Origin of the sequence: Marinobacterium sp. MBR-111, from assembly GCF_040547585.1 — a bacterium.
Lineage (GTDB): Bacteria > Pseudomonadota > Gammaproteobacteria > Pseudomonadales > Balneatricaceae > Marinobacterium > Marinobacterium iners.
Genome location: NZ_JBEPQA010000006.1, coordinates 24803 through 50940, shown reverse-complemented (window position 1 = coordinate 50940; position 26138 = coordinate 24803). Strand labels below are relative to the sequence as shown.

At 57.1% G+C, this 26138-nt stretch carries 25 protein-coding genes; 2 read left to right on the top strand and 23 right to left on the bottom strand.

Annotated features, from left to right (window positions below):
* Positions 1-215: 215 nt before the first annotated feature.
* From ppc to rpoE, 16 genes are all read right to left on the bottom strand, one after another.
* Complete coding sequence (gene ppc, locus ABIE61_RS05955; RefSeq protein WP_354407635.1) at positions 216-2822, bottom strand: phosphoenolpyruvate carboxylase; 2607 nt, start codon at positions 2820-2822, stop codon at positions 216-218.
* Between the two features lie 98 nt (positions 2823-2920).
* Positions 2921-3724, bottom strand: coding sequence for a nucleoside triphosphate pyrophosphohydrolase (gene mazG, locus ABIE61_RS05950; RefSeq protein ID WP_354407633.1), 804 nt, complete (start codon positions 3722-3724; stop codon positions 2921-2923).
* Positions 3721-5994, bottom strand: coding sequence for a GTP diphosphokinase (gene relA, locus ABIE61_RS05945; RefSeq protein ID WP_091825277.1), 2274 nt, complete (start codon positions 5992-5994; stop codon positions 3721-3723). Before relA ends, mazG begins: the two co-directional genes overlap by 4 nt.
* Positions 5995-6161: 167 nt before the next feature.
* On the bottom strand, positions 6162-7055 hold the full coding sequence (gene cysM / locus ABIE61_RS05940; RefSeq protein WP_354407630.1) for a cysteine synthase CysM: 894 nt from the start codon (positions 7053-7055) through the stop codon (positions 6162-6164).
* Between the two features lie 103 nt (positions 7056-7158).
* On the bottom strand, positions 7159-7536 hold the full coding sequence (locus ABIE61_RS05935; RefSeq protein WP_354407627.1) for a holo-ACP synthase: 378 nt from the start codon (positions 7534-7536) through the stop codon (positions 7159-7161).
* Positions 7533-8306, bottom strand: a complete 774-nt coding sequence (gene pdxJ, locus ABIE61_RS05930) for a pyridoxine 5'-phosphate synthase (RefSeq protein ID WP_354407624.1) — start codon at positions 8304-8306, stop codon at positions 7533-7535. Before pdxJ ends, ABIE61_RS05935 begins: the two co-directional genes overlap by 4 nt.
* Positions 8293-8991 (bottom strand): DNA repair protein RecO, encoded by a 699-nt coding sequence (recO, locus tag ABIE61_RS05925; RefSeq protein WP_091825265.1) that lies wholly within the window; start codon positions 8989-8991, stop codon positions 8293-8295. Before recO ends, pdxJ begins: the two co-directional genes overlap by 14 nt.
* On the bottom strand, positions 8991-9893 hold the full coding sequence (era, locus tag ABIE61_RS05920) for a GTPase Era (RefSeq protein ID WP_354407621.1): 903 nt from the start codon (positions 9891-9893) through the stop codon (positions 8991-8993). Before era ends, recO begins: the two co-directional genes overlap by 1 nt.
* Positions 9890-10576, bottom strand: coding sequence for a ribonuclease III (rnc, locus tag ABIE61_RS05915; protein WP_206840284.1), 687 nt, complete (start codon positions 10574-10576; stop codon positions 9890-9892). The genes era and rnc overlap by 4 nt, the downstream gene beginning before the upstream one ends.
* The gene (locus tag ABIE61_RS05910; protein ID WP_091825257.1) at positions 10573-10953 is read right to left on the bottom strand and encodes a DUF4845 domain-containing protein; all 381 of its coding nucleotides are present in this window, start codon (positions 10951-10953) and stop codon (positions 10573-10575) included. The genes rnc and ABIE61_RS05910 overlap by 4 nt, the downstream gene beginning before the upstream one ends.
* Before the next feature lie 11 nt (positions 10954-10964).
* Positions 10965-11777, bottom strand: coding sequence for a signal peptidase I (gene lepB / locus ABIE61_RS05905; protein ID WP_354407618.1), 813 nt, complete (start codon positions 11775-11777; stop codon positions 10965-10967).
* Positions 11778-11786: 9 nt separating this feature from the next.
* Positions 11787-13586 carry a translation elongation factor 4 gene (gene lepA, locus ABIE61_RS05900; RefSeq protein ID WP_206840280.1) on the bottom strand — a complete coding sequence of 600 codons (1800 nt, stop codon included), beginning with the start codon at positions 13584-13586 and terminating at the stop codon, positions 11787-11789.
* A gap of 133 nt (positions 13587-13719) precedes the next feature.
* Complete coding sequence (locus tag ABIE61_RS05895; RefSeq protein WP_354407856.1) at positions 13720-15099, bottom strand: DegQ family serine endoprotease; 1380 nt, start codon at positions 15097-15099, stop codon at positions 13720-13722.
* 50 nt (positions 15100-15149) lie between these two features.
* Positions 15150-15584 (bottom strand): SoxR reducing system RseC family protein, encoded by a 435-nt coding sequence (locus tag ABIE61_RS05890; RefSeq protein WP_354407615.1) that lies wholly within the window; start codon positions 15582-15584, stop codon positions 15150-15152.
* Positions 15585-15586: 2 nt separating this feature from the next.
* Complete coding sequence (locus ABIE61_RS05885) at positions 15587-16423, bottom strand: MucB/RseB C-terminal domain-containing protein (protein ID WP_354407612.1); 837 nt, start codon at positions 16421-16423, stop codon at positions 15587-15589.
* A 42-nt stretch (positions 16424-16465) separates the two neighbouring features.
* On the bottom strand, positions 16466-17056 hold the full coding sequence (gene rpoE / locus ABIE61_RS05880; protein ID WP_091825243.1) for an RNA polymerase sigma factor RpoE: 591 nt from the start codon (positions 17054-17056) through the stop codon (positions 16466-16468).
* Positions 17057-17289: 233 nt separating this feature from the next.
* Here rpoE and nadB point away from each other — a divergent pair, with 233 nt between their 5' ends.
* Positions 17290-18927 (top strand): L-aspartate oxidase, encoded by a 1638-nt coding sequence (gene nadB, locus ABIE61_RS05875; protein WP_354407610.1) that lies wholly within the window; start codon positions 17290-17292, stop codon positions 18925-18927.
* Here nadB and ABIE61_RS05870 read toward each other — a convergent pair.
* Complete coding sequence (locus ABIE61_RS05870; RefSeq protein WP_354407608.1) at positions 18881-19348, bottom strand: hypothetical protein; 468 nt, start codon at positions 19346-19348, stop codon at positions 18881-18883. The two genes, nadB and ABIE61_RS05870, sit on opposite strands and share 47 nt — an antisense overlap.
* Positions 19326-19580, bottom strand: a complete 255-nt coding sequence (locus tag ABIE61_RS05865) for an FAD assembly factor SdhE (RefSeq protein WP_091825235.1) — start codon at positions 19578-19580, stop codon at positions 19326-19328. Before ABIE61_RS05865 ends, ABIE61_RS05870 begins: the two co-directional genes overlap by 23 nt.
* 132 nt (positions 19581-19712) lie before the next feature.
* On the opposite strand from ABIE61_RS05865, the gene pyrC reads away from it, so the two are divergent.
* Positions 19713-20750: a dihydroorotase gene (gene pyrC / locus ABIE61_RS05860; protein ID WP_354407606.1), complete on the top strand. Its 1038-nt coding sequence runs from the start codon at positions 19713-19715 to the stop codon at positions 20748-20750.
* A 17-nt stretch (positions 20751-20767) separates the two neighbouring features.
* On the opposite strand, the gene ABIE61_RS05855 is transcribed toward pyrC, so the two are convergent.
* From ABIE61_RS05855 to ABIE61_RS05835, 5 genes are all read right to left on the bottom strand, one after another.
* Positions 20768-21325, bottom strand: a complete 558-nt coding sequence (locus tag ABIE61_RS05855) for a DUF3833 domain-containing protein (RefSeq protein ID WP_091825231.1) — start codon at positions 21323-21325, stop codon at positions 20768-20770.
* 67 nt (positions 21326-21392) lie between these two features.
* Positions 21393-22697 carry an MFS transporter gene (locus ABIE61_RS05850; protein ID WP_354407603.1) on the bottom strand — a complete coding sequence of 435 codons (1305 nt, stop codon included), beginning with the start codon at positions 22695-22697 and terminating at the stop codon, positions 21393-21395.
* A 1-nt stretch (position 22698) separates the two neighbouring features.
* Complete coding sequence (locus tag ABIE61_RS05845; protein ID WP_091825226.1) at positions 22699-23946, bottom strand: SAM-dependent methyltransferase; 1248 nt, start codon at positions 23944-23946, stop codon at positions 22699-22701.
* On the bottom strand, positions 23946-24731 hold the full coding sequence (locus tag ABIE61_RS05840) for a DUF1365 domain-containing protein (protein WP_206840244.1): 786 nt from the start codon (positions 24729-24731) through the stop codon (positions 23946-23948). The genes ABIE61_RS05845 and ABIE61_RS05840 overlap by 1 nt, the downstream gene beginning before the upstream one ends.
* The gene (locus tag ABIE61_RS05835) at positions 24728-26101 is read right to left on the bottom strand and encodes an NAD(P)/FAD-dependent oxidoreductase (RefSeq protein WP_354407600.1); all 1374 of its coding nucleotides are present in this window, start codon (positions 26099-26101) and stop codon (positions 24728-24730) included. Before ABIE61_RS05835 ends, ABIE61_RS05840 begins: the two co-directional genes overlap by 4 nt.
* Positions 26102-26138: the final 37 nt, after the last annotated feature.

The window sequence follows — 26138 nt, the reverse complement described above, 5'->3', positions numbered from 1 at the left end:
TTGTTGTAAACTGCAACTCGGGCCGCACGCCAAGGCCCTGTCGGGACGATACAGCGGCAGCCACTTTATAGTTATCCTGCAGGACAGGCTAAACGCCCCTGCCCTGCGCACACAATTCGACATTAGACCTAGCTGCTGTCCAACTGTTGACAAAAAAGCCGAGGTTACGACAAAGCCCGAGTCCTGTTCAAGCCCTCACGTCCTCTTCGTAGTGATCAGCCGGTGTTACGCATGCCCGCTGAAATGCCAGCCATGGTAACCATCAACGCCTGCTCCAGACGCTGATCCGGCTGGTTGCGATCACGGAACAACAGCTCCGCCTGCAGTACATGTAATGGGTCGATATAGGGGTTACGCACCTCTATCGACTGACGAATCACGCTGTTGCCTTCCAGCAACTGCTGCTCCTGTTTTATCTGCTTCACCTGCTCAACAGCCTGCTGCAGGCGAGACCTGAGACTGGAACCCAGCACCCCCAACTCCGGCGAGGCCAACCGCTTTTCGTAGTAGGCCGAAATGTTGACATCACTTTTGGCCAACACCATCTCCAGCATATCGATCCAGGACTGAAAAAACGGCCACTGTTCATACATTCCGTGCAACAGTGGCTCCTGGCCTTCATCCAGCGCCTGCTTCAACGCCGCGCCCGAACCCAGCCAAGCGGGCAGCATCAAGCGGATCTGGGTCCAGGCGAAAATCCAGGGTATGGCCCTGAGGCTTTCCACTCCACCGTCGACCTTGCGCTTCGCAGGTCGTGACCCCAACGGCAGCTTGGCCAGCTCCTGCTCCGGCGTAACCGCGCGAAAATAGGGTACGAACTGGGGCTCTTCACGCACCAGCGAACGGTAAATGGTCATACCGCAAGTGGCCATGCTGTTCATCAGCGTACGCCATTCAGGTTCAGGCTGCGGCCCCGGACTGAGGGTTGCCTCCAGCACCGCTCCGGTGTAAAGCGTCAAGTTGCGTACTGCAATTTCAGGGATGCCGAACTTGAAGCGAATCATTTCGCCCTGTTCCGTCACGCGCAGGCTGCCCGCGACCGAACCCGGTGGCTGCGCCAGAATTGCGGTATGGCTGGGGCCACCGCCACGGCCAACGGTACCACCGCGGCCATGGAACAGCGTGAGACGAACCTGCTTGCGCCGACACAACTCTGTCAGGGCCTCCTGCGCACGATACTGCCCCCAGGCCGCTGCCAGCTGCCCGGCATCCTTCGAAGAATCCGAGTAGCCAATCATCACTTCCTGATGGCCTTCGATATAATCACGGTACCAGTCGATCTGCAGCAGTGACTCGATACAGTCACGCGCGTTGTCCAGATCATCCAATGTCTCAAACAGCGGTACCACCCGCATGTTGCGCTCTACACCAACCTCCTGCAGCAGCAGGATAACGGCCAGCACATCCGATGGCTGGCCCGCCATGGAAATCACGTAGGAACCAAGACTGTAATCTGGATTGGCGGCGATCACCCGACAGGTACTGATCACCTCCTGCACACTGGCAGAGGGTGCCCAGCGGTGAGGAATCAGCGGGCGACGCGAATTCAGCTCCTGCAACAGAAAAGCCTGCTTCTGTGTCTCATCCCAATCCGAGTAACAGCCCAACTGATAGAATTCGGTCAGAGCATCGAACACTTCGGTATGACGCTCGGCATTCTGGCGAATATCCAGACGCACCAGCGTCAGGCCAAAGCAGGCGATACGCCTAATCAGGTCTTCCAGCGCCCCTGCAGCGATGCAGCCCATGCCACTGTCATTGAGCGAGCGATGGCACAACAGCAAAGGCTCAAGCAGTTCGTCCAGCTCGCTGATCCACAGGTCCGGATTACTGGCACGGCCCTTGAGATAGTCCTCTATGCCTTGCCGGGTTTCATGCAGACGGCTGCGCAAGCGCCCCAGAATCTCACGGTAGGGTTCGGGGTGGTTATCGGTTTCGTGTCGCAGCTCGGCATTGGCCTGATACATGGACAGCTCGCCACGCAACAGGTCCACGTCACGTGCATACAGGTCGGCAGCCATCCAACGCGCCAGCAGCAGCACCTCGGAGGTTACCTCGGCAGTCACATTGGGGTTACCATCACGGTCGCCCCCCATCCAGGACGAGAAGCAAACCGGTGAGCAGGTCAGCGGCAGTGAGGTATTCAGTGTTTCCTGCAGGCGATCATCCAGCAAACGCAAAAAGCGCGGTACGGCACTCCAGAGCGAGTTTTCGATCACTGCAAAGCCCCATTTGGCCTCTTCTACCGGGGTGGGACGGTGCTGACGAATCTCATTGGTATGCCAGATCTGACTGATCAACTGATCGAGGCGATGCTGTACCGACTCACCGCGATCGCGCTGTTTGAGGGTCTCGGCAATGGCATCGTACTTCTGGATCAGAGTACGTCGATTGACTTCGGTGGGATGAGCCGTCAACACCAGATCGATGCACATCTCGTTCAGGCAGGCCAGGATTTCATCAGGACCGCGACCTTCGCCATGCAGGCGTTTAAGCAGGCTGTCAATCAGCTCTTCATCTTCGTCACCTTCGGTTTCATAGTGACGACGTACCCGATGATGCTCTTCGGCGATATTGGCCAGATTGAGGAACTGGGTGAACGCGCGGGCGATTGGCAACACTTCATCTTCACTCAGTTCACTGAGAGCTTCTCGCAGTGCGGCTTGTGTCGCATCCTCGGCATGTCGCGCCGACTTGGCCAGCTTGCGGATATACTCAACCTTGTCGAGGAAGTCGTGGCCCAGATGGGATTCCATTGTTCGGCCCAGGCTCTCACCCAGAATCCGGACATCATCGCGTAACGCTTCGTGCAGGTCGCTCATGCGCTCACCTCCATTGACATATCATGCCTCGATGCTAACCGATTCCGTCGATCAGCATAACCGCCATTGGTATGATTGCACAGCAACGAACGAAGGTATCAAAGCCCCTTCTGCTTGGCTTCGTCCCACCAGTGGTCAAGCTGATCCAGACTCAGCTGCTCCCACGCCTGGCCACTGTCGGCTACGCGTGATTCCACATGACGGAAGCGACGTTCAAACTTGGCATTGGTGTGACGCACTGCCTGTTCGGGGTCAATTTCAAGGTGCCGTGCCAGATTAACCTGCGCAAACAGCAGGTCACCGATCTCTTCACGGGCATTGTCCAGATCACCTTTCGACAGCGCTTCGCGCAATTCGGCAATTTCCTCTTCTATCTTGTCCAGTACGCCCTGAGTATCCGGCCAGTCAAAGCCAACCCGCGCCGCACGGCGCTGCAGTTTGGCGGCACGGCTGAGAGCAGGCAAGCCAACAGGAATATCATCCAGCACACCGGTGCGGGATTTGGCCTCTCGCTCCTGCTGTTTGATCGTTTCCCAGTTGCGGTTGACCTGTTCCACGGCGATGGCGTCAACACCGGCGGAGTTCAGACTGCCGTTCGGGAACACATGTGGGTGACGACGAATCAACTTGGTCACCAACTGATCGATGATGCGATGCAGATCAAACCAGCCCTGCTCGTCCGCGAGGCGAGCATAGAACACCACCTGAAACAGCAGATCACCAAGTTCGTCACGCAGGTGCTCCCAGTCTTCCCGCTCGATGCAGTCGGCCACTTCGTAAGCCTCTTCCAGCGTATGCGGCACAATGCTGGCGAAGGTCTGCTGCAGATCCCAGGGGCAGCCTGAATCGGGCTCCCTCAGGGCATCCATCAGTCGGATGAGGTCATCAAGACTGTAGCTCATCGCCCGGCCCCGCTGCGTTCACGGTGTACGTCCAGGACGTTGGGCACCTGATTGATCTTGTCCATCAGTCGGCCCAGTCGCTCAAGCCGTGGAATCTCAACGGTCAGTGTCAGACGCGCCATGTTGTTCTTGCGATCAGTCAGGGTGTTAGCCGCCAGAATATTGAGTTTCTCGTTGCTCAGCACCAGCATCACATCGCGCAGAAGACCCGGGCGGTCAAACGCTTCAATGATCATATCCACCGGGTAAGTCTGTTCGTGCTCGTCACCCCAGTCGACACTGATCACCCGGTCCGGCTCGTTTTCACGCAAACCCATCAGGTTGAGACAGTCCTCATGGTGAATCGAGATCCCCCGCCCCTGGGTGATGTACCCCATGATCGGGTCACCGGGCACCGGTTTGCAGCAGGTCGCCAGGGTGGTCAGCAGGTTGCCAATCCCCTGTATGTTGATGCCGCTGCCACCGCTGCGGGGTTCCTTCGCCGACTGGCTGGTCGGCAGCGCCAGGTCCAGCTGGGATTCCTGCCGATCAGGCTCAACCTGACGCTGGGCCTCATGAATGATCTGCGACAGGCGCAGGTCGCCAGCGCCAAGAGCTGCGCAGAGGTCTTCCGAGGTTTTATAGTTGAGTGCTCGCGCAATATCGCTGAGGTCTATCGTGTGCGGATCCAGCGCCAGGCGGCGGAATTCACGCAGAATAATATCTCGCCCCGCTTCGGCATTCTGCTCCTTGGCCTGAAGCTTGAACCAGTGCGCTACCTTGGCACGTGCACGAGAGGTGGTCACAAAGCCGTAGTTGCTGTTGAGCCAGTCACGTCGTGGCGCTTCCTCGCGGGAGGTCATGATTTCGACCTGGTCACCGGTTTTCAACGCCTTGTTGAGTGGGATAATGCGGCCGTTGACCTTCGCACCCCGGCAACGGTGCCCGACTTCGGTATGCACACGGTAGGCGAAGTCGACCGCCGTAGCGCCCTGCGGCAGGTCGATCACATGGCCGTCCGGTGTGAATACATAGACCCGGTCCTGCACCACATCACCGCGCAACATGTCACCGAGGGCTTCGGTATCACCCAGGTCGTCATGCCACTCCAGTACCTGCCTCAGCCAGGCGATTTTCTCTTCATAGCCATCACCACGGGCCTGAGTATCCGTACCCTTGTAAAGGTGGTGAGCACACACACCCAGCTCCGCCTCTTCATGCATGGCAAAGGTACGGATCTGTACTTCCAGCACTTTGCCTTCCGGACCGAACACGGCCGTATGCAGTGAGCGATAGCCGTTGGGCTTGGGTGATGCGATGTAGTCATCAAACTCGTGCGGAATGTTGCGCCAAAGGCCGTGCACAATCCCCAGCACGGTGTAGCAGTCACGAATTTCGGGCACTAGAATGCGGACGGCACGTACATCATAAACCTGACTGAAGTCGATATTCTTGCGCTGCATTTTGCGCCAGATACTGTAGATATGCTTGGCGCGTCCCATCACGTCACCGGCAATACCGGCATCGTCCAGCCGGCTGCGCAGCAGCTCCACCACCTGGTTGATGAACAGCTGGCGATCGAGACGCTTTTCATCAAGCAAACGTGCAATATGCTTGTAGTCGTTGGGTTTCAGGTAGCGGAAGGAAAGGTCTTCAAGCTCCCACTTGATATGACCAATGCCAAGCCGATGTGCCAATGGCGCGTAGATGTCGAACACCTCGCGCGCCACCAGATAGCGCTTCTTGCGGTCACCGTCCTTAACGCCTCGAATGGCGCAGGTACGCTCGGCGATCTTGATCAGTGCGACACGCACATCATCGATCATCGCCACCAGCATCTTGCGGACATTATCGATCTGAGCAATCTTGGTGCCGAGAACACCATCATCCGAGCGCGGATTCTTGCGGCTGCCGATGGCAGCCATCTGCAATACCCCGTCGATCAGGCCCGCGATGGTTTCACCGAACTGCTCCTGCACTCGCCCCAGGCTGAGCTTGCGCTCACGCACTGCGCGGTAAAGGATCGCCGCAATCAGCGTTTCCTGGTCTTGCTGCAGCTCCGCCAGAATCTGGGCCATTTCCAGCCCGGTACGAAAACTGCCAACCGTGTTGTGAGACCAGTCATCATCCGACTCGGCAACCGCAGCCCTTGCTTGCTTGGCCAGCAGACACGCCTGACGGATCTGGTCGATATCGCTGACTTCCACCTGCTGCTGCAGACGCAGCAGCCAGAGGTCCAGATCAACGGTACCATCTTCTCGTATCGGGTGTTCTTCTCGAACCTTCACCATGGCTGAACGCCACTCCTGTCTTGCCTCCGGCGACCATTACTGAAAGGCGGGCCAGTGCCGGCAACAGTGACTCACCCTCAGGATGGAGCCACATTCTAGTCCCTAAGACCGCTCAGTGCGAGCAAGTTCCCTGACCGGTTTTCACCGTATGTGACTAATCGTTAACACTAGCCAAACACACCGGTGGACAGGTAGCGGTCGCCCCGGTCACAAATGATGCACACAATGGTCGCGTTGCTAACTTCCTCGGCCAGCTGCAGGGCACCTGCAACAGAGCCACCGGAGGACACGCCACAGAAAATGCCCTCTCGACGCGCCAGTGCGCGCATAGTCTCTTCTGCCTGCTTCTGAGAGATATCGATCACCCGGTCTACGCGGCTGCGTTCAAAAATTTTGGGCAGGTAGGCTTCAGGCCAGCGCCTGATACCGGGAATCTGCGATCCCTCCTGCGGCTGCAGGCCAACAATCTGGATTTCTGGATTCTGCTCTTTCAGGTAGCGCGACACGCCCATGATGGTACCGGTCGTGCCCATGGAGCTCACAAAATGGGTGATGGTACCCTGAGTCTGTTGCCAGATTTCTGGGCCGGTGCTGCGATAATGAGCCTCGGGGTTGTCGGCGTTGGAAAACTGATCCAGCACCTTGCCCTCTCCTGCCGCCTGCATCTCCAGGGCCAGATCACGGGCACGCTCCATCCCTTCAGCCTGAGTTACCTCGATCAGCTCGGCACCATAGGCGCTCATCGCTGCCTTGCGCTCAGAACTCATATTGGCTGGCATGATCAGTTTGAGCTGATAGCCCTTGATCGCGGCGGCCATTGCCAGCGCAATACCGGTGTTACCGGAAGTCGCTTCAATCAGGCAGTCACCCGGCTGGATATCACCACGGGCTTCGGCCAGCTCGATCATGCTCAGTGCCGGGCGATCCTTGACCGAGCCTGCCGGGTTGTTGCCTTCCAGCTTACACAACAGGGTGTTGCCATTGGCCACCGGGATACGCTGCAGACGGACCAGCGGCGTGTGACCGACGTAATCGGCAATTGTTGGATAATCAATGGCCATGAATGCTCCTGAGCAGTACTACAATATAGATATAAAAGCCGGCTTTTTTTATTCCCGACCAATATTGTCAGGATAATATCAGGACGTATGAGCAACGGCAATCTCAACCGGTTTCAGCTACCACAAAGGCCACCACCAGCGCCTGTTCATCACTATAGGACAGATGCCAGCGGCTGATGCCCTGCTCACAGGCCAGCGTTTCGGCCGCTCCCGCCAATTGCAACAGAGGTCGGCCCAGCGCGTCATGCTGAACAGAAAAGTGTTGCCAGCTGATGCCACGTCCTATTCCGGTTCCGAGTGCTTTTACGGCCGCTTCCTTGGCTGCAAAACGTTTCGCCAGAAACACCTCAGGGCGCGCACTATTATTGAATGCGTCAAGCTCCTCGGGCGTGAGAATCCGCAGCGGCAGACGTGGCGTTCTGGCCAGCGCCTGCCGGATGCGATCAATCTCGACGATGTCGGTGCCGATCCCGTAGATCATGAGCGCAGGGCATCACGCCTTAATTGAACCCGTTGTTGCACCTCCATCATGCGCTGGCGCATTTCTGCAACGGCTGGCTTCAGCCCCACCATCAACGCCCGGGCGATGATGCCGTGTCCGATATTGAGTTCATTCAACTCTGGAATTTCAGCCACAGGCTCCACGTTGTGATAATGCAGCCCGTGCCCTGCATTGATCACCAGCCCCTGCTGCCAGGCATGACGTGCCGCTGTTTTTAGGCGCTCCAGTTCTTCACTGCGCTCAACGATGGTCTCCGCATCGGCATAGTTGCCGGTGTGCAGCTCAATGACCGGCGCACCGCAACGTACGGCGGCATCAATCTGCGCCGGATCAGGATCGATAAACAGAGAGACTTCGCAGCCCGCATCGGCCAGACGCATGCACGCGGCACGGATCTGGGATTCCTGCCCGAGCACATCCAGCCCACCCTCGGTCGTCAGCTCTTCACGCTTCTCAGGCACCAGACAGACATGGGCCGGACGAACCGCTTCGGCAAGCTGCATCATCTCTTCGGTCAAGGCCATTTCCAGGTTCATACGGGTTTGCAGGGTCTGCGCCAGCAGGTGGATATCACGGTCCTGAATATGACGCCGATCTTCACGCAGGTGCACGGTAATGCCGTCAGCTCCGGCCTCCTCCGCCAGTGCAGCCGCCTGTACCGGATCAGGATAACGGGTACCACGCGCCTGACGCAGCGTGGCAATATGATCAATATTGATGCCCAGCAGCAGGCGATCAGGCTCGGTCATCTTGTACTCCCTTGCGTTTGAGAAACAGCTCGCGACTGCGCAGAGGCCTGTCTCCCAATAGTGGTGAAAGTCGGTTCCGCATCAGGCGCTTGGCACTGCGCCGTACTGCAGGATCATCATAATGGTCTTCGGCAATGGCCTGCAGGTGTTCGGCCGGATAGGCATCCGCCCGATTACAGACGATCAGCCCCCGCTCCGGATCCAGGCGATAGCTCAGCCCCGGCTGAAGTGAACGAGTATCCAGCGCAAACCCCAGCTGCTCAAGCAGTTGGCGTTCAAAGGTGCGCAATGCGCCTTCAAGGTCTTGCCCCAGCCGTAACTCATTGAGTGCATAACGGAAGTAGACGAATAGCCGGGGGTGAGAGTCAAACGGGCGCAACAGACGCTGCAGCAGCTCATTCAGATACAGTCCGCACAGCAGCGCCTTACCCTGCAGCATCAGCAGGGATTCGACCGGCTCGGCCATGCGCAGGGTTTTAAGATCGGTACGCCCCTGCCAGCCAACCTGCAGCGACTGGAACGGCTGTAGCGTGGAACGCAGGCGAGAGCCCGGTTTGCGGGCACCTCGTGCAACCACGCTGACCTTGCCATGCTCCAGCGTCAGCAGATCAACCAGCAGGCTGGTTTCACGATAGGGCCGGCTGTGCAGAACATATGCGGCCGCCGCATCGACCCGCTGGCTCATCACTCATGCCTGTAACCGAGGCTCTGCAGTGCCCGTTCATTATCGGACCAGCCCCGCTTGACCTTGACCCAGAGGTTGAGCATGACTTTGGTATCAAACATTTTTTCCATATCGATACGGGCATCACGACCAATGGTCTTGATCACCGCACCGTTGTCACCGATTACGATCCGTTTCTGGCCTTCGCGTTCAACCAGAATCAGCGCACTGATATGCAGTACACGACCATCATGCTTAAACTCTTCAATCTCGACCGTGGTGCCATAGGGCACCTCTTCGCCCAGATTGCGCATCAGCTTCTCACGCACCAGTTCGGCAGCCACAAAGCGGGAGCTGCGGTCCGTAATCTGATCTTCCGGGAACAGATGCACGCCCTCAGGGATACGCGATTCGACTTCCTGTTCAAGGCGTTCGACATTGTGCCCCTTCTCAGCCGAGATCGGGATAATCACGTCAAAGTGGCGTTTGGCCGCAAGCTCTTCAAGCTGTGGCAGCAGGGCTTCCTTGTCTTTAAGCTGATCAACCTTGTTGACCGCCAGAATCACCGGGCAGTGCAGGTGCTCCAGCTTGTCGAGTACCAGTTGGTCCTCTTCGGTCCAGGCGGTACGATCAATCATGAACACAACCAGATCCACATGCCGTAGCGCCTCGGAGGCGGTACGGTTCATGAAGCGGTTGAGCGCCTTACCCTTGTCATCCTTATGCAGCCCCGGTGTATCCACGTACACCACCTGCAGATCGTCCTCGGTCTTGATACCCAGAATCTGGTGCCGGGTCGTCTGTGGCTTACGCGAGGTAATGCTCAGTTTTTGCCCCAGAATGCGGTTCAGCAGGGTCGATTTGCCCACATTGGGACGGCCCACGATGGCCACATAACCACAACGCTGTGTTGACTCACTCATGCGCTAGCCTCCTGATCCAGTTGCGCCAGTGCGGCACGGGCCGCTTCCTGTTCTGCCTGACGGCGACTGCTGCCATGTCCCTCGGTGGGCGCATCCAGCAATGATATTTCACAACGGATATGAAAGGTTTGATCGTGGGGTTCCCCTTCCACCGACACCAGCTCGTACTGAGGCAGTTGCGAGCGACGTGACTGCAAAAACTCCTGCAATCGGGTCTTGGCATCCTTGAGGGTAATATTCAGATCCAGCTGCTCCAGGTGGGGACCAAACCAGTGCAGAATGAACGCTCTGGCAGCTTCCACACCCTGATCGAGATAGACGGCTCCGATAATGGCCTCGACACTGTCGGCCAAGATGGAGTCGCGCCGGAAACCACCACTTTTCAGTTCACCGGAACCCAGACGCAGGTAGTCACCGACCGCCATTTCACGGGCAATAAGGGCCAGCGTTTCACCCTTGACCACACGGGAGCGCAAACGACTCATCTGACCTTCACGGGCATCCGGGAAGCGCCTATAGAGATCATCGGCAATGACAAAGCTCAGAATCGCATCGCCGAGAAACTCCAGCCGTTCATTATTGCGTTTACCACAGCTGCGATGGGTCAGCGCCAGCTCAAACAGCTCGGGGTCTTCACAGGGGTTGCCCAGTTTTCGGGCCAGTTCTGCAGCAGGTTTAATCAAGGTTTAACAGCTTCGTAGTGTTCTTCAAACTTAACCAGCGCATCGACGTTGTAGAACATCGGTACACGGACCTCATAGACCAGATCAAAATAGAGCACGCCTTCTTTCTGCGTGACTTGCAGTGAGTCCTTGTTCGGCAATGACACCTGGTTGATCAGGAATTTCTTGTCAAAGTCACGACGGATTTCACGCACCGGCTTGGACAGTTCATCCGGGTCCTCGCTGACCTTGGCCACAATGGAATTGATGGTGGCGTGCTCCCAGTAAGGGCCAAACAGCTTGAACCCTACGGCAAAGAAGATGCCAGCCACAATTAACCCAATCAAAGTCGAGGTAAATGAGGCTCCGCGCTGAAAGTGTGTAGCTCCGTTGTTCATCTTTCCATCCTCTAGTTAATGCGACGAACATCACTGAAATCGGGCAGACTGAAAAAGCTGTCCCAATGCATCCATACAGCGGTTGCTTTTCCGACCAGCAGTTCTTCAGGCACAAAGCCCCAGTAGCGACTGTCCCTGCTGTTATCACGGTTATCACCCAGAACAAAGTAATGCCCTTCCGGCACCACCCACTGACCGTTCATGACCGGTCGATAGATATCCTGGTGAATTCGGTGTGGCTTACCCACCAGCGTTTCGCTCAGCAGCAACTGCTCAGGGTTGCCCGGCGGCAGGCGTGCGATCAAACTTTGTGGCTGTGCCTCACCGTTGATAAACAGCGTCTTGCCCTGATAGGTGATCACATCGCCCGGCACACCGACTACCCGTTTAATGTAGTTGATACTGGTATCTTCCGGGTAGCGGAATACGATCACATCACCATGCTGTGGATCATTATTGCTCACGAATTTCGTATTGAGCACTGGCAAACGCAGCCCGTAGTGAAACTTGTTTACCAAAATGAAGTCGCCGATCTTGAGCGTCGGCAACATAGAGCCGGAAGGAATCTGAAACGGCTCGAACAGGAAAGAGCGCAGCAGCAGCACCACCAGCAGCACCGGAAACATGGAACGAGAGGTGTCGGCCCAGCCAGGCTGGCGCATCAGGCTAACCTGTTGCGCCTCCGGCAATGGCGCGCCGGCACTCTGTTCAGCCTGCGCCAGTGCCGCCCGGCGCCGGGGGGCAAACATCAGCGTGTCGACCAGCCAGAGGATACCGGTCAACAATGTGACCAGTACCAGTATCAGTGAAAAGTCCAGATTCATGTCCCTGCCCTAGCCATCAACTTTGAGTACAGCAAGGAAGGCGTCCTGAGGAATCTCAACCCGCCCGACCTGCTTCATGCGTTTCTTACCTTCTTTCTGCTTTGACAGCAGTTTCTTCTTACGGCTCACGTCACCACCATAGCACTTGGCCAGCACGTTCTTGCGCAGCGCCTTGACGGTTGTTCGCGCGATCACCTTGCCACCAATGGCGGCCTGAATCGCCACATCAAACATCTGCCGTGGAATCAACTCTTTCATCTTTTCACAGAGCATTCGGCCACGGTACACCGCGTTATCCTTGTGCAGGATGACCGCCAGCGCATCCACACGCTCACCGTTAATCATAATATCCATGCGCACCAGCTTGGCTGCTTCAAACCGCTGAAAATTGTATTCAAGCGACGCATAGCCACGACTGCAGGACTTGAGGCGATCAAAGAAGTCGAGCACCACCTCCGCCATCGGCAGTTCGTAAGTGACCTGAACCTGCTTGCCGACAAAGTGCATGTTTTTCTGCACACCTCGCTTTTCCACGCACAGGCCGATCACCTGGCCCAGATGCTCGTCCGGCACCAGAATATTGGCCAGTACGATCGGCTCGCGCATTTCACGCACGGTAGAGGGGTCCGGCAGCTTGGAGGGGCTGTCGATCTGCACCACGTCACCGTTGTTCAGCTCAAGTTCGTACACTACGGTCGGGGCGGTTGTGACCAGATCAAGATCATATTCGCGTTCCAGGCGCTCCTGAATGATCTCCATGTGCAACATGCCCAGGAAGCCACAGCGGAAACCAAAGCCCAGTGCATCGGATGTCTCCGGTTCGAAGAACAGGGAGGCATCGTTCAGGGTCAGCTTGTCCAGCGCTTCACGGAAATCTTCATAGTCATCGGCACTGGTCGGGAACAGACCGGCATACACCTGTGGCTGTACCTTCTGGAAACCGGGCAGACTGGGTACATCCGGCGTTTTGAAATGCGTCAGAGTATCGCCCACGGGCGCACCATGAATATCCTTGATACCCGCAACAATAAACCCGACCTCGCCGGCACGCAGCTGATCGGTTTCCTTCCGTTTCGGGGTAAAGACACCCACTGCATCCACTTGGTGCGCCTGACCGGTGGATTTGACCAGCAGCTTGTCCTTTTTGCGCAGGGTGCCGTGTATCACGCGCACCAGTGACACCACGCCCAGGTAGTTATCAAACCAGGAGTCAATAATCAGCGCCTGCAGCGGACCATCCACATCACCTTCCGGCGGAGGGATTACCCGAACCAACTCTTCCAGCACCTCCTCAACACCCAGACCAGTCTTGGCCGAACAGGCGACAGCATGGGTAGCATCGATGCCGATCACCTCTTCGATCTCCTGCCGCACACGGTCAGGATCAGCCTGAGGCAGATCCATTTTGTTCAGGATCGGCAGTACTTCCAGACCTTGCTCGATAGCGGTGTAGCAGTTGGCCACTGACTGAGCTTCAACACCCTGCGCAGCATCCACTACCAGCAAAGCACCCTCACAGGCCGACAGCGAGCGTGACACTTCATACGAAAAGTCCACATGTCCGGGGGTGTCGATGAAGTTGAGCTGATAGGTTTTACCGTCCTTCGCGGTGTAGTCGAGGGTAACGCTCTGTGCCTTGATCGTGATGCCGCGCTCACGCTCAAGATCCATGGAGTCGAGAACCTGAGCCGCCATTTCACGGTCGCTCAGACCACCGCAGATCTGAATGATGCGGTCGGACAGGGTGGATTTGCCATGATCGATATGGGCGATGATCGAGAAATTACGAATATGTTCCAGTTTACTCACGATACGGTTACCCGACTCCGGTCAGAAAGTGGCTGAGATCAGTTAAAGAGGACGCAGTTTAACGCAAGAGGGGGGATCAGGTCATCGGCAAAAGCGGAAAACCCGGGGAGCGATGCGCTCCCCGGGTTCAGGATCACTCGGTTTTGAGTGCAATAAACAGGGGGCTGCCGCGTCGCACGATACGTAAGGGGACGGAGCGTCCTTCCGGCAGAGCGGATGCCACTTGCTCGAACTGCTCTACCGTTTCGATACGCTTGCCATTGAGCATGGTGATGACATCACCACGTACCAGGCCCGCCTGGAGCCCAGCCCCTTCCTGGACCTGCTGAACCATCACACCCGAACTGATGGCCCACTTGTCTTTAAGTGATGGGTCCAGCGGAGCCACTACCAGCCCCAGGCGACCGGTTTCAGCCGGCTTTTCAGCGGAACGTGATGCCTGCTGTGGTTCATCTGGCATGGTCCCGATAACCAGCTCTACCATCTCTCGCTCGCCAGAACGCATCACCTCCAGGCGGGCAGTCTGACCTGGCTTGATACGGCCAACCAGCGGCGGCAGGTCTGAGGACAACTCGACTGGCTTACCATTGAGCTTGAGGATCACATCCCCTTCCTGCAACCCTCCGGATTGTGCCGGGCTGCCCGGCAGTACCTTAGCGACCAGCGCTCCCGCCGGCTTCTTGAGCCCGAACGACTCGGCCAGATCTCGATTGACCTCCTGAATGATTACACCGAGCCAACCGCGTTGCACGAAACCCTGGTTTTTCAGTTGGTCCGCCACATCCATGGCAACGTCGATCGGTATCGCAAAGGAAAGCCCCATGAAACCGCCCGAGCGGGTATAAATCTGCGAGTTGATGCCAACGACCTCGCCATCAAGATTGAACAGCGGACCGCCGGAGTTGCCCGGGTTGATCGCCACGTCGGTCTGAATGAACGGCACGTAGGTTTCATTGGCCAATGCGCGCTCGGTGGCACTCACGATACCCGCGGTAACACTGTGATCGAAACCGAACGGGGAACCAATTGCCAGCACCCACTCACCCACCTTGAGGTCGGCCGAACTGCCTTTCTTCACCACTGGCAAGTCGCGTGCATCGATCCGCAGCAATGCCACGTCAGTTCGCTCATCAGAGCCAATCACCTCGGCCTGCAGCTCACGCCGGTCATTCAGGCGCACCAGCACCTCTTCAGCATCCTTGATCACATGATGATTGGTCAGAATGTAACCATCACTGGAAATAATGAAGCCGGAACCCAGAGAGCGAGGAGCCTTGCGCTGCGGCCCTTCACGAAGCTGCGGCATGTCACGGAAGAAGTGCCGGAAAATTTCGGGCACATCCTCTCCTTGAGGACCATGGAATTCAAAGTGCCCGAAGGGCGTTGAAAGGGATTGTTCACTGCGACTGACCGTGCTGATATTGACCACAGCCGGCGAGGCGTCCTCGACCAGTTCTGTGAAATCAGGCAACGCGGCCGCATTCACCAGAGGGGCACAAAGCCAGGCAAGCATGAAACCAAGGCTGATCTTGATGCTTTTCACTGATTTTCACCTTTTGTCGATTACAGGATTTTCAATAGGACCGGCTGATAGCGACTGAGTTCAGCCGTTTTACGTGTGAGAAAACGTACCGCCACAAACCCGGCCAGCAGCATGAAGGCTGCAGCCAGAATCTGTACCACCTCACTGGCACCCAGCACACTGGCGACCAGGGCGCCAGCAACCAGCATCAGCAGAGGCACAAGGTAAAGCAACAGGGAGGCGCGCATAAGCCCCCCCTCCTCCAGCCCGATCAGCACCTGCTGCCCGGGCGAGAGTGCCAGATTGGCAGGATTGAGTACCTCTATCTCAACGGTACGTCCGCGAGACCACTGAGACAGCACACCCTGACTGCAGTTGGAGCGACTGCTGCACTGAGCGCAGGCACTGTTGCGGGCCGCTTCGACCCGTGCCAGCCCCTGGCCGCTCCAGGTGACGGTAGCCACTTCTTCAATCATGCTCAGCGCTCAGGTTGAACCGCACTGGCAATGCGATCCGCTATCATCAGCGGCACATCTCCAACTACAGTGACGAAATGCTCACCGCGCCGCTTGCCAACCGCAATGTAACCATCAGCCTGAGCCACCCCTTCGGGCATGCTTTGGTGGCCGATCTCTTCAACACTGACCGAAAAAGCATCACGCGCATTCGCAAATACCATTACTTCGCCATGAGGCAGAAGTTCGTGCCGCACAATGGAGTACCCCTCCGGCAACCAGCGCGTGGTCCACTGTGGCACCTTCTGAGTGCTGAGCAGGTGTTGATGCTGATCGATATAACGCTTGAGCCCGTCCGACAAACGAATCACATCCGCTGAATCATAGCGGATTGAAGGTGAGGCCGAGCGAGTACCAAGCTGAGTTCGCATCAAGTCGGCACTGGCCGTTGCCCCGGGCAGTGTATAGGTCGGTCGTGTCGCATCACCGGCTTCATTAAGCGAGCCGGCCCCCAGAATCACCACAGCAGTAACGGACGCGGCCACTGCCATGCTGGATACAGAGCGCCACCAGCGAGACACTGGCTTGAACACTCTCTGTCCCGCTGGGCTTTCGTCCGGCTGATCCACACTGGGGTGGTACACCGGTTCCCGCTCAAGCGCAGCCATGATCCGATCACTGAGATCGACATCAATGGCTGCAACCGTTTCACGCTTCAGCGCAGATCGTACAACCTGGTAACGATGCCACTGCTGGCTCAGCTGCGGGTCCTGCCCGACCTGCTCCAGTGTACGGCGCAACTCGAAGTCACTGACCTCTCCATCCAGGAGTGCCGATATGGATTCATTCGCTTCTCGCATAGACTTACCCCGAATGGCTGCAAACGGCAGTCATATGATCTCTCAGTTGTTATTGAGCAGCGGTGCGATCTCCTTGTCGATCGCCTCGCGTGCCCTGAAAATCCTTGACCGAACCGTGCCAACAGGACAATCCATGACGTTGGCAATATCTTCATAACTCATGCCTTCAAATTCGCGCAGCGTCAGCGCCACACGCAAATCTTCCGGCAGACGATCAAGCGTCTGCTTAACGACACGCTCCATCTCGTCGCGGTAAAGTGCATTTTCCGGAGTCTCCAGATCACGCAACTCATTTTCCGCCCCTAGATATTGTGCGTCGTCTACATCCACATCCACGTCCGGTGGTCGTCGATTGCGGGCAACCAAGTGATTCTTGGCCGTGTTGATCGCAATACGGTACAACCATGTATAAAACGCGCTGTCGCCACGAAAACCGGGCAACGCTCTATAAGCCTTTATAAAAGCTTCCTGGGCAACATCCAGTGCCTCGTGCTGATCGTATACATAACGTCCGATCAGTCCGATGATCTTGTGCTGGTACTGTTTGACCAGCAGGTCGAAAGCACGTTTGTCACCAGCCTGAACCCGCTTGACCAGCAACTGGTCAGCGGCTGCCTGACTCTCGTTAGACACTCGGTATCCTTAAGTCACTGTGACTGTTTTTCCTGCAGATGCGAGGAGATCATGATTCAATAAAGTATGTATGGATGACCTGATGCATTGCAACCTCATGTCTTGAGCAGGCTCGCAACTGGTATGAACCTGAATCGGGGATGAAGTTCCAACACAATTTAAATTTGCGGCAACCTTACACTTGTCTGTACAAGACCGCATAATAGTTTGCCCTACAGGTACGGAATCTGAATATGAGTACAACACAGAGCCCCCCTCGGGACTTCGATGTATTGATCATCGGCAGTGGTGCTGCAGGCCTGACACTGGCACTGCAGTTGCCGGAGCACCTGAAGATTGCCCTGCTCAGCAAGGGCAGTTTCGAGAGCGGCTCTACCTGGCTGGCCCAGGGCGGCATCGCCGCTGTGCTGGAAGAGGGCGACAGCCTTGAAGAGCACATTCGCGATACGTTGACCGCCGGTGCCGATCTTAGCCGCCCCGATGCAGTTGCTCGAATGGTGGAAGAAGGCCCGGAAAGCATCCGCTGGCTGATCGATCAGGGGGTGCCTTTCACCCGCGAGGGCGACCACTACCATCTCACCAAGGAAGGGGGTCACTCCCATCGTCGCATTATCCACGCCACCGACGCCACCGGTCGCGCCGTCCATGAAACCTTGCTGGCACGGGCGCAGAAGGCGACCAACATCACCCTGCTGGACCGCCACGTTGCGATTGATCTGATTACGCGGCGCAAACTGAAGCTGCCGCACAACCGCTGTATCGGAGCCTATGTACTGGATATCCGCAGCGGACATATCCGCGCCTTTCGGGCGCCACAGGTGGTACTGGCAACCGGCGGAGCCGCCAAGGCCTATCTCTATACCAGCAACAGTGACGGCTCTACCGGCGATGGCATCGCCATGGCCTGGCGTGCAGGCTGCCGCATCGCCAATATGGAGTTCAACCAGTTTCACCCCACCTGCCTGTATCACCCCCAGGCCAAGTCGTTTCTGATCAGCGAAGCGGTGCGTGGCGAAGGCGGCAAACTGCTGCTGCCGGACGGTTCTCGTTTCATGCACCATTTTGATGAGCGTGCCGAACTGGCACCCCGCGACATTGTGGCCCGCGCCATCGACCACGAAATGAAGCGCCTTGGCTGCGATTGTGTTTATCTGGATATCAGCCACCGGCCAGCCGACTTCATTCGCGAACACTTCCCCACCATCCACCAACGTTGCCTGGAACTGGGGATCGATCTCACCCGTGATCCGATTCCGGTGGTGCCGGCGGCCCACTATACCTGCGGCGGTATCGTCACGGGAGCAGATGGCAAGACCGATCTGGCAGGACTCTACGCCATCGGCGAAACCGCTTTCACGGGCCTGCACGGTGCCAACCGACTGGCATCCAACTCACTGCTGGAATGCATAGTCTCTGGTCGAGCGGCTGCACGCGCAATTTCACAGGATACAACAACAGCCCAGGCGGAGCGCCCCGAGATTCCGGGCTGGGATGAGTCACTGGTCACCGATTCGGATGAGGATGTCATCATCTCTCACAACTGGGATGAGCTGCGCCGTTTCATGTGGGACTACGTAGGCATCGTACGAACAGACAAACGCTTGGCAAGGGCACAGCACCGAATCGAGCTGCTGCTGCAGGAGATCAGCGAGTACTACAGCAACTACCGAGTCAGCTCGGATCTGATTGAACTGCGCAACCTGGCCACTGTTGCCGAGCTGATCATCCGCAGCGCCATCAGCCGCAAGGAGAGTCGAGGTCTGCATTATACACTGGACTACCCTGCACCCGCAGCAGAGCGCAGTGACACTGTACTCGCTCCGGCTAACTTTCAGTGGCCTGATGCGACCCGAGTGGAGGCGCCCATCTGAGCACGACATGCAGACGCCGCACATCCGTGCGGCTGACCTGCTCCGGTGTAATGATCAGCCAGGTTGGCCGCGCCCGATCCGCACGTTGCAACTTGAGCACCTGAATCAGCCCCGGCACAGAGCAGCTGAAGTAAAGCCGTTCCACCTGGCACCAGCCACCCGATAGAGTCAAAAGCTGCATGGAACCCAGATCCGGCTCCCATATGAGCTGATCTACCGCATCATCAGCGTGCGGATACAACAATGGCCAACACAACAGCGGCATGACAACCAACAATACCAGCATGGACAGAAGCCGCAGGCCCAAATCCGGCAACATCAGCCATACCGCCGACTCTGCTGCACCTAACAGGACCAGACAGAGCACGCGCAGCCTGATACCCTGCTTCAGCTGTAATTCAAGCCGGCTGAACCCGTTCAAGCATGATCCTTATGATACGTTTCAAGTCCTCATCCTGAGGCTCCTCTCGCTGCATGAACCAGACAAACAGATCCTGGTCCTCGCAATCCAGCAGTTTGACAAAACGCTGCTGATCTTCAAACGCCAGATCTCTGAACGCCTCCTGCATGAAAGGTACAAACAGCACATCCAACTCCAGCATTCCCCGGCGGCATTGCCAGGTCAACCGGCGTACATCATCTTCTGTAAACATTGATCCACCAACCCTGTCGGCATGTAACATGCCGCTATTAAACCTCGAAACGCGCTGCAGCTCCACTTGCGGTGCGAAACAGGTACTCATTCCGGTATACTGACGCTTTCTCACCAGCCACCGGATAACCCCATGACTGAACGCCTGACAATTACCCGTCCCGATGACTGGCACCTGCATCTGCGTGATGGTGAGGTGCTGCAGCATGTTGTGCCCGCCACTGCTCGTCAGATGGGACGTGCCATTGTAATGCCCAATCTGCGTCCACCGGTAACCGATGCTGCGCAGGCACTGGCATACCGTGAACGCATTCTGGCTCAGGCCCCCGAGGGCAGCGGCTTCAATCCCTTGATGACCCTGTATCTGACTGACAACACAAGCCCGGAAATGATTGCCGAGGCCAAGGCCAGCGGACGAGTTGCCGCAGTCAAGCTCTACCCTGCCGGTGCCACAACCAACTCGGATTCAGGCGTGACTGATCTGGGCAAGCTGGACGATATCTGCGCTGCGCTGGCCGAAGCCGGCATGCCATTGCTGGTACATGGCGAAGTCACCCACAACCATGTGGATATCTTCGACCGTGAAAAGCAGTTTCTGGACGAGATCCTGACACCTTTGGCAGGTCGCCATCCGGCCATGAAACTGGTGGTTGAACATATCACCACCCGTGACGCTGCAGAATTTGTGAACGCCCACGGCGATAACGTGGGTGCGACCATTACCGTTCAACACTTGGCCTATAACCGCAACCATATGCTGGTAGGCGGTATCCGCCCTCACCTGTTTTGTCTGCCGATCCTTAAGCGCAACGTGCACCAACAGGCCCTTCAGGACGCGGTTGTCAGCGGCAGCCACAAGTTTTTCCTCGGCACCGACTCGGCACCTCACGCCAGGGGCGCCAAGGAAAACGCCTGCGGCTGCGCCGGCTGCTACAGCGCCTATGCAGCCATTGAGCTCTATGCCGAAATATTCGAAGACCTGGGCGTACTCGACAAGCTCGAAGGGTTTGCCAGCCACTACGGGGCAGACTTCTACGGTTTGCCACGCAACACTGACAGCATCACACTTGTGAAACAGCCATGGCAGGCCCCCGCCGAGATGCCGTTCGGCCAGGAGACCATCGTGCCACTGCGCGCCGGCGAAACCCTGCGCTGGAAACTGGAACGTTAAGTTTCAAACCCGAACACTCAGAGGGCGAAAGGTGCTTCCTTCAGTTGCTCGGAGCGCATGAAAAACAGGGTAACCACTCCGAGCTGAACGCCCCACTTGTTCACACCGGCCCGGTTAACGAGCACGTTGCCGGGCTGCAGATACATCCAGTCATCGAAACTGACCTTCCAGCTGCCATCACCCACTTTCAGTTCCATGCGATAGCGCCAGTTGAGGCGATTACCCTCACTGTAGCCCTGAGCCGTCCCGATAATATCCCCTGCACGGCCTTCGTACTCACCCTCGCCTTTGGGCACAATGGTCCAGACTCGGGTGTCGCGCTCACCATCGCTGTACAGAAACTTCTCGTCCAGCACCAGCCGCTGCCCATTCCAGTCACCATCAATCTCTACCTGAAACTGGCGTCTCAGGTTGCCAAAACGGTCTTCAAAAATGCCCCAAGCGTACACCTTGCCATCGAAGAACTCTTCGATCTTGAGGGTAGGTCCCTGCTGGCTTAATCGGTCAGTATTCATGGGTGAACATCCGGTTATCAAAACAGTGGTCAACACGAGCAGAAAAGCGAATATCCGCATGGCGGTCTCCTTTGTGTCGTACACCGATACGACATGTACTGGATTACGTGCAGTAATGATGTACAGATCATTTCGGCAATGACAGCTGAATGCGCTGCATCAGTCGGGCATGCAGTCGTGTTCTCAGCGGGTAGTGCCGCAATCGCCAGATAGCTATCAATTTCATCACACAGGGAATGCCGGCATACAAAATCGCCAACAGCAGATCCGAATGTTCGGGCACAAGCCCATCAGCCAGATTGAGCAGACCAAACCCGATCAGGGCGGCCAGTGCCAATGCCAGTTTGTTGGCGCCGTTCCAGCACGCAAACAGCAGCCCTCTGCGCTGACGCCGATACCGGAAACGGTCCCAGTCACAGACCTCGGCCTGTAGCGCATGGGGCAGCGCCAAATCGGCTCCCAGCGCCAGTCCTGTCAGGACACAAACCAGCATGAACCAGTACAGATCGCCGGCACCCAGCCAGCTTGCAGGCAGGAAGGCACAGATGGCAAACAGCATGGCACCGCGCCACAGGTCAGCCTTGTCGAACAGGCGACTGAGACCCAGCCAAAGTGGCAACGACAGCACCGCTGCACCGAAATACACCAGAATCAGCAAGCCTCGGTCAGCCTCACTGCCCGCCAGAGTGCGCGTAACATAGAGCGGAAACAGAACCGCCGGCACCCCGTTGGCAATACCGTTCCAGAACCAGCTTTGCAGCAGCATTCGAGCGGGACGATTGCGCCAGAGGCTTTTCCAGTCGGAACCGGAACGGTTCGACATCTCCTGCGCCGGCAACTCAAGACAATGCAAAAGACGCCACAGCGACCAGGCACCGGGCAAGAGCGTAAAGCCGGCAATCAACCAAAGGACCTGCTGTGTACTGAGCGCAAGCATTAAACCGGCCGCCGGCAGAACCGCCGACAGCAACAGACCGAGCAAACCAAAGCCCTCACGCAGGCTGGCAGCGCGAGCCCGCTGGTACGACTCGGAGCTAAGAGCCGCCAGCCAGCTCAAGTAAGGCACCTGCACCAGAGTCCAGCCCAGATAGAGCAGTGTTGACCCCAGCAGCAGAGAAAGCGCTGCATGGCCTGCAGGCGGCAGCACAAGCAGCGCCAGCCCCGGCAGACACAGAACCGCTCCAGCCAGTATGAACTGTCGATAGCGCACCGGCCTACCTCGATCCAGCCAATAGCCGATCAGCGGGTCAGTGATCAGATCGCTGACCCGGGCCAGCATCAGAATGAGCCCGACCAGCCAAAGCGCCAGACCGCCCTGCTCCACATACCAGGTTGGCAAAAGAACATATAGACCAACCGTTGGAACCGCCAGCGGCAGTGCAGGCAACGCATAGGTAAACAGCTGTTGAGAGCCAAGCCTGGCAGCTTTCATATCAGTGGCTCAGCTGATAGAGGCCTACATCAATACTGCCGTGGCGAAAGCCTGCCTCGCAGTAGGCCAGATAATAGACCCACATGCGACGGAAGCGCTCATCAAACCCCTGCGCCTGAACCCTGGGCCACTGTTCAATAAAGCTGTGGTGCCACTCCCGCAGGGTACGAGCGTAGCCCAGCGCAAAGGTATGTTCATGCTGCAGCTGCAGCCCCCCGGCGGCAATCTCGGCTCGCAACCGTCCAGGGCCGGGCAACATGCCTCCTGGGAAGATATAGGTTTGAATAAACTCGGCACTGTTGCGATAGCGCTCAAAGCGCTGATCTTCAATACTGATGATCTGCAGTACTGCCCGACCACCGGGTCTGAGGCAACGCTTGAGCTGGTTAAAGTAGACCGGCCAGTGCTCTTCACCCACCGCCTCGAACATTTCGATCGAGACAATATGATCGTAGGTTTCATCCACATCGCGATAATCGGTCAGGGTAAAGCGGCACTGCTCATTCAGCCCGGCCTTCTCGATCCGCTCACGGGCATAGATCAGCTGCTCGGTGGACAGGGTAATCCCGTGCACTTCGACGCCGTATTCTTGCGCCGCCAATTCGGCAAAACCACCCCAGCCGCAACCGATCTCAAGCACCCGCTGTCCGGGCTGCAGCTCTAGCATCTCGGCGATGCGCCGATATTTTGCAAGCTGTGCCCGGTACAGTGCTTCCTGCCCCTGCGCATCCACATCTTCATACAGGGCTGCGGAATAGGTCATGCTGCGATCCAGCCAAAGCCGATAGAAGTCGTTGCCCAGGTCATAGTGATAGGCAATATTGCGTCGACTGCCCTTGCGGGTATTGGCACGGCGCAGATGACGCAGGCGGTTGAACATGCGCAGCAACGGATTGCCGCGAATCAGGTTCTGCATCGCACTTTCATTACCCAGCGCCCATCGCAGCAGCGACTCAAGATCCGGGCTGTCCCAGTCACCCTCCATGTACCCCTCGGCCCAGCCTATAGCGCCACCACGCAGTAGGCGTCGCAGGGCACGGTAATGATGCAGGCGGATCTCTGCACGCGGCTCACCTTCTCGGGCCTGACCAAACTGCAGCAGCTGACCCGACGGCAACTGTAGATCCAGAGTGCCGAACTCGATCCGAGGCAGATGATCCAGCAGGGTCTGCAGACACCAGCGATTCAACCAACCGGTACGAGAGAGGGAATCCTGTGTACTGAGACTGGGTGTAGGTGAATGCTTCATCAGTGTTGCTCCCCTGTCTGACTGACCAGTGTGGTGCGATGTGCCGGCGGTGTCGGACGCGGCTGCAAAGGAACTTTCTTGCGCCAAATCAGTAGCGCCTCCCAGTGAATGCCGGCAATCACCTTAAGCGTCATCAACGGGTGGCTGAAAAAGGTTCTCAGCAGAGCCTGATCACTCAGTTCGCGGCGCTGCCCGGTGAAGGTCGCGTGCAGTACGGCACTCTCGCTGTCGGTTTGACGTATGCATACCGCAATCCGGCTGCCGGGCGGCTGCATGCGAAAGTGATAGCGGGTTGCCATACTGATGAACGGAGACACGTAGAAATCCTTGTCACAGGACTGACGAATCTGATCCGACGCCGCATGGTCTACCGGGATCAGGTAATTGTGTTTCTGATTGAACGTGTTGCTCACCTCGTACAGGATCGCACGCAACTGGCCGGACTCGTCATGGCAGTAGAAGACGCTCAAGGGATTGAACACATAGCCCAGCAGTCGCGGGTAGCACAGCAGACGAATCGAGCCTTGACCGATATTGATGCCACTTGCACTCAGAATGGACCTGACCTGCTCAACCAGCGGTTGATCACTGCCATCACCGTGATCACGATCATGGAATGAGAACAGGTTGAAACGGTTACGGGAAAACCACTTGAGTGTGCGGCCAAGCTGATCCAGCTCATCCAGATCGATCAACATTGAGGTGACACGGTAAATGAAGCGGTGCTTTTTCGGCTTCATCCGGTGGTGCATCACCTGGCCGGCGTAGAGGCAGGACTGTGTCATGCCACGGCTCCATGCAACCAGACAACGCGTGGCTTTTCGGGCGCCTGCACATGAATGCGACTGTTGGGATCATCCAGCGTCCAGGGGCGTTTTGTGCCACCGAGCTGCTCAGCTACAGCCAAACCGGACTGCAACCCATCCTCATGAAAGCCATAACCAAAGTAGGCGCCGCAAAACCAGGTGTTCTGCTTGCCCTGCAGTGACCACAACTCCTTCTGAGCTGCAATCGAATCCAAATTGAACACAGGATGGTCATACAGAAAACTGCGCAAAATCTTCCCTTCAGCAGGCTCCTCAACCGGATTCAGGGTCACGAACACTGGATGCTGTTGCGGCAGGTGCTGCAGGCGATTCATCCAGTAGGTGACCGATATTGCCCTTGGCAAACTGTCAGGGCTGTGACTGTCGGTAAGATAGTTCCAGCTGGCCCAGGCGGCCTCGCGCCGGGGCATCAGCGCGGCATCGGTATGCAGCAGTGCACGGTTGCGCTGGTAGGGAAAGCAACTCAACAGGCGTTTCTCATCCGGACTGGGGTCAGCCAGCAGCGCCAGTGCCTGATCGGCATGGCAGGCGAGCACTACATGATCAAAGGATTCACTCTCGCCATGCATGAATTCGACCACCGCCTGACCTCCACGGCGATGAATGCGGTGAATGCGGCTATTCAGGCGCACTCCACCCTTGAGCTCATCACAGATCCGCTGTACATACTCGCGGCTGCCTCCGGCCACTGTGCGCCACTGGGGGCGATCCTTGAGCTGTACCAGACCGTGATTCTGGCAGAAACGAAGAAAGGTCACCGCCGGATAGTCCAGCATCTGATCGGCAGGGGTAGACCAGATCGCCGCGCCCATGGGAATCAGGTGTTGATAAATAAAGGCTCGACCGTAGCCGCGGCTGTTCAACATTTCGCCAAGAGTCTGTGGCTGCACCTCCGGATCATCAATCAAGTCCGAAGCTTCGCGATAGAAACGCATGAGATCGGCCAGCATTTTCCAGTAACCGGGACGCAACAGATTGCGTTTCTGTGCGAACACCCCTGCCAGCCCGCAGCCACTGTACTCCAGCGCACCCGAGTTGATTGACACGCCAAATGACATGTCGGTCTTCATGCTGGGTACACCGAGAGTACGAAAAAACTCGACCAGGTTGGGGTAGTTGACTGGGTTATATACGATAAAGCCAGTATCGACCGCCAGGTCCCCTTCCTCAGTCGCGACAGTGACGGTATTGGAATGACCACCGGGGCGATCATCTTTCTCGAACAGAGTGACATCATGCTGCCGGTTGAGCAGCCAAGCCGCGGACAGCCCGGAGATCCCTGAGCCAATGACGGCAATCTTCAACGGTCTGATCACTTTAACGTTCATGCGTGGGGCCTTTTCAAAAAAATGCATCTGTTGCCTC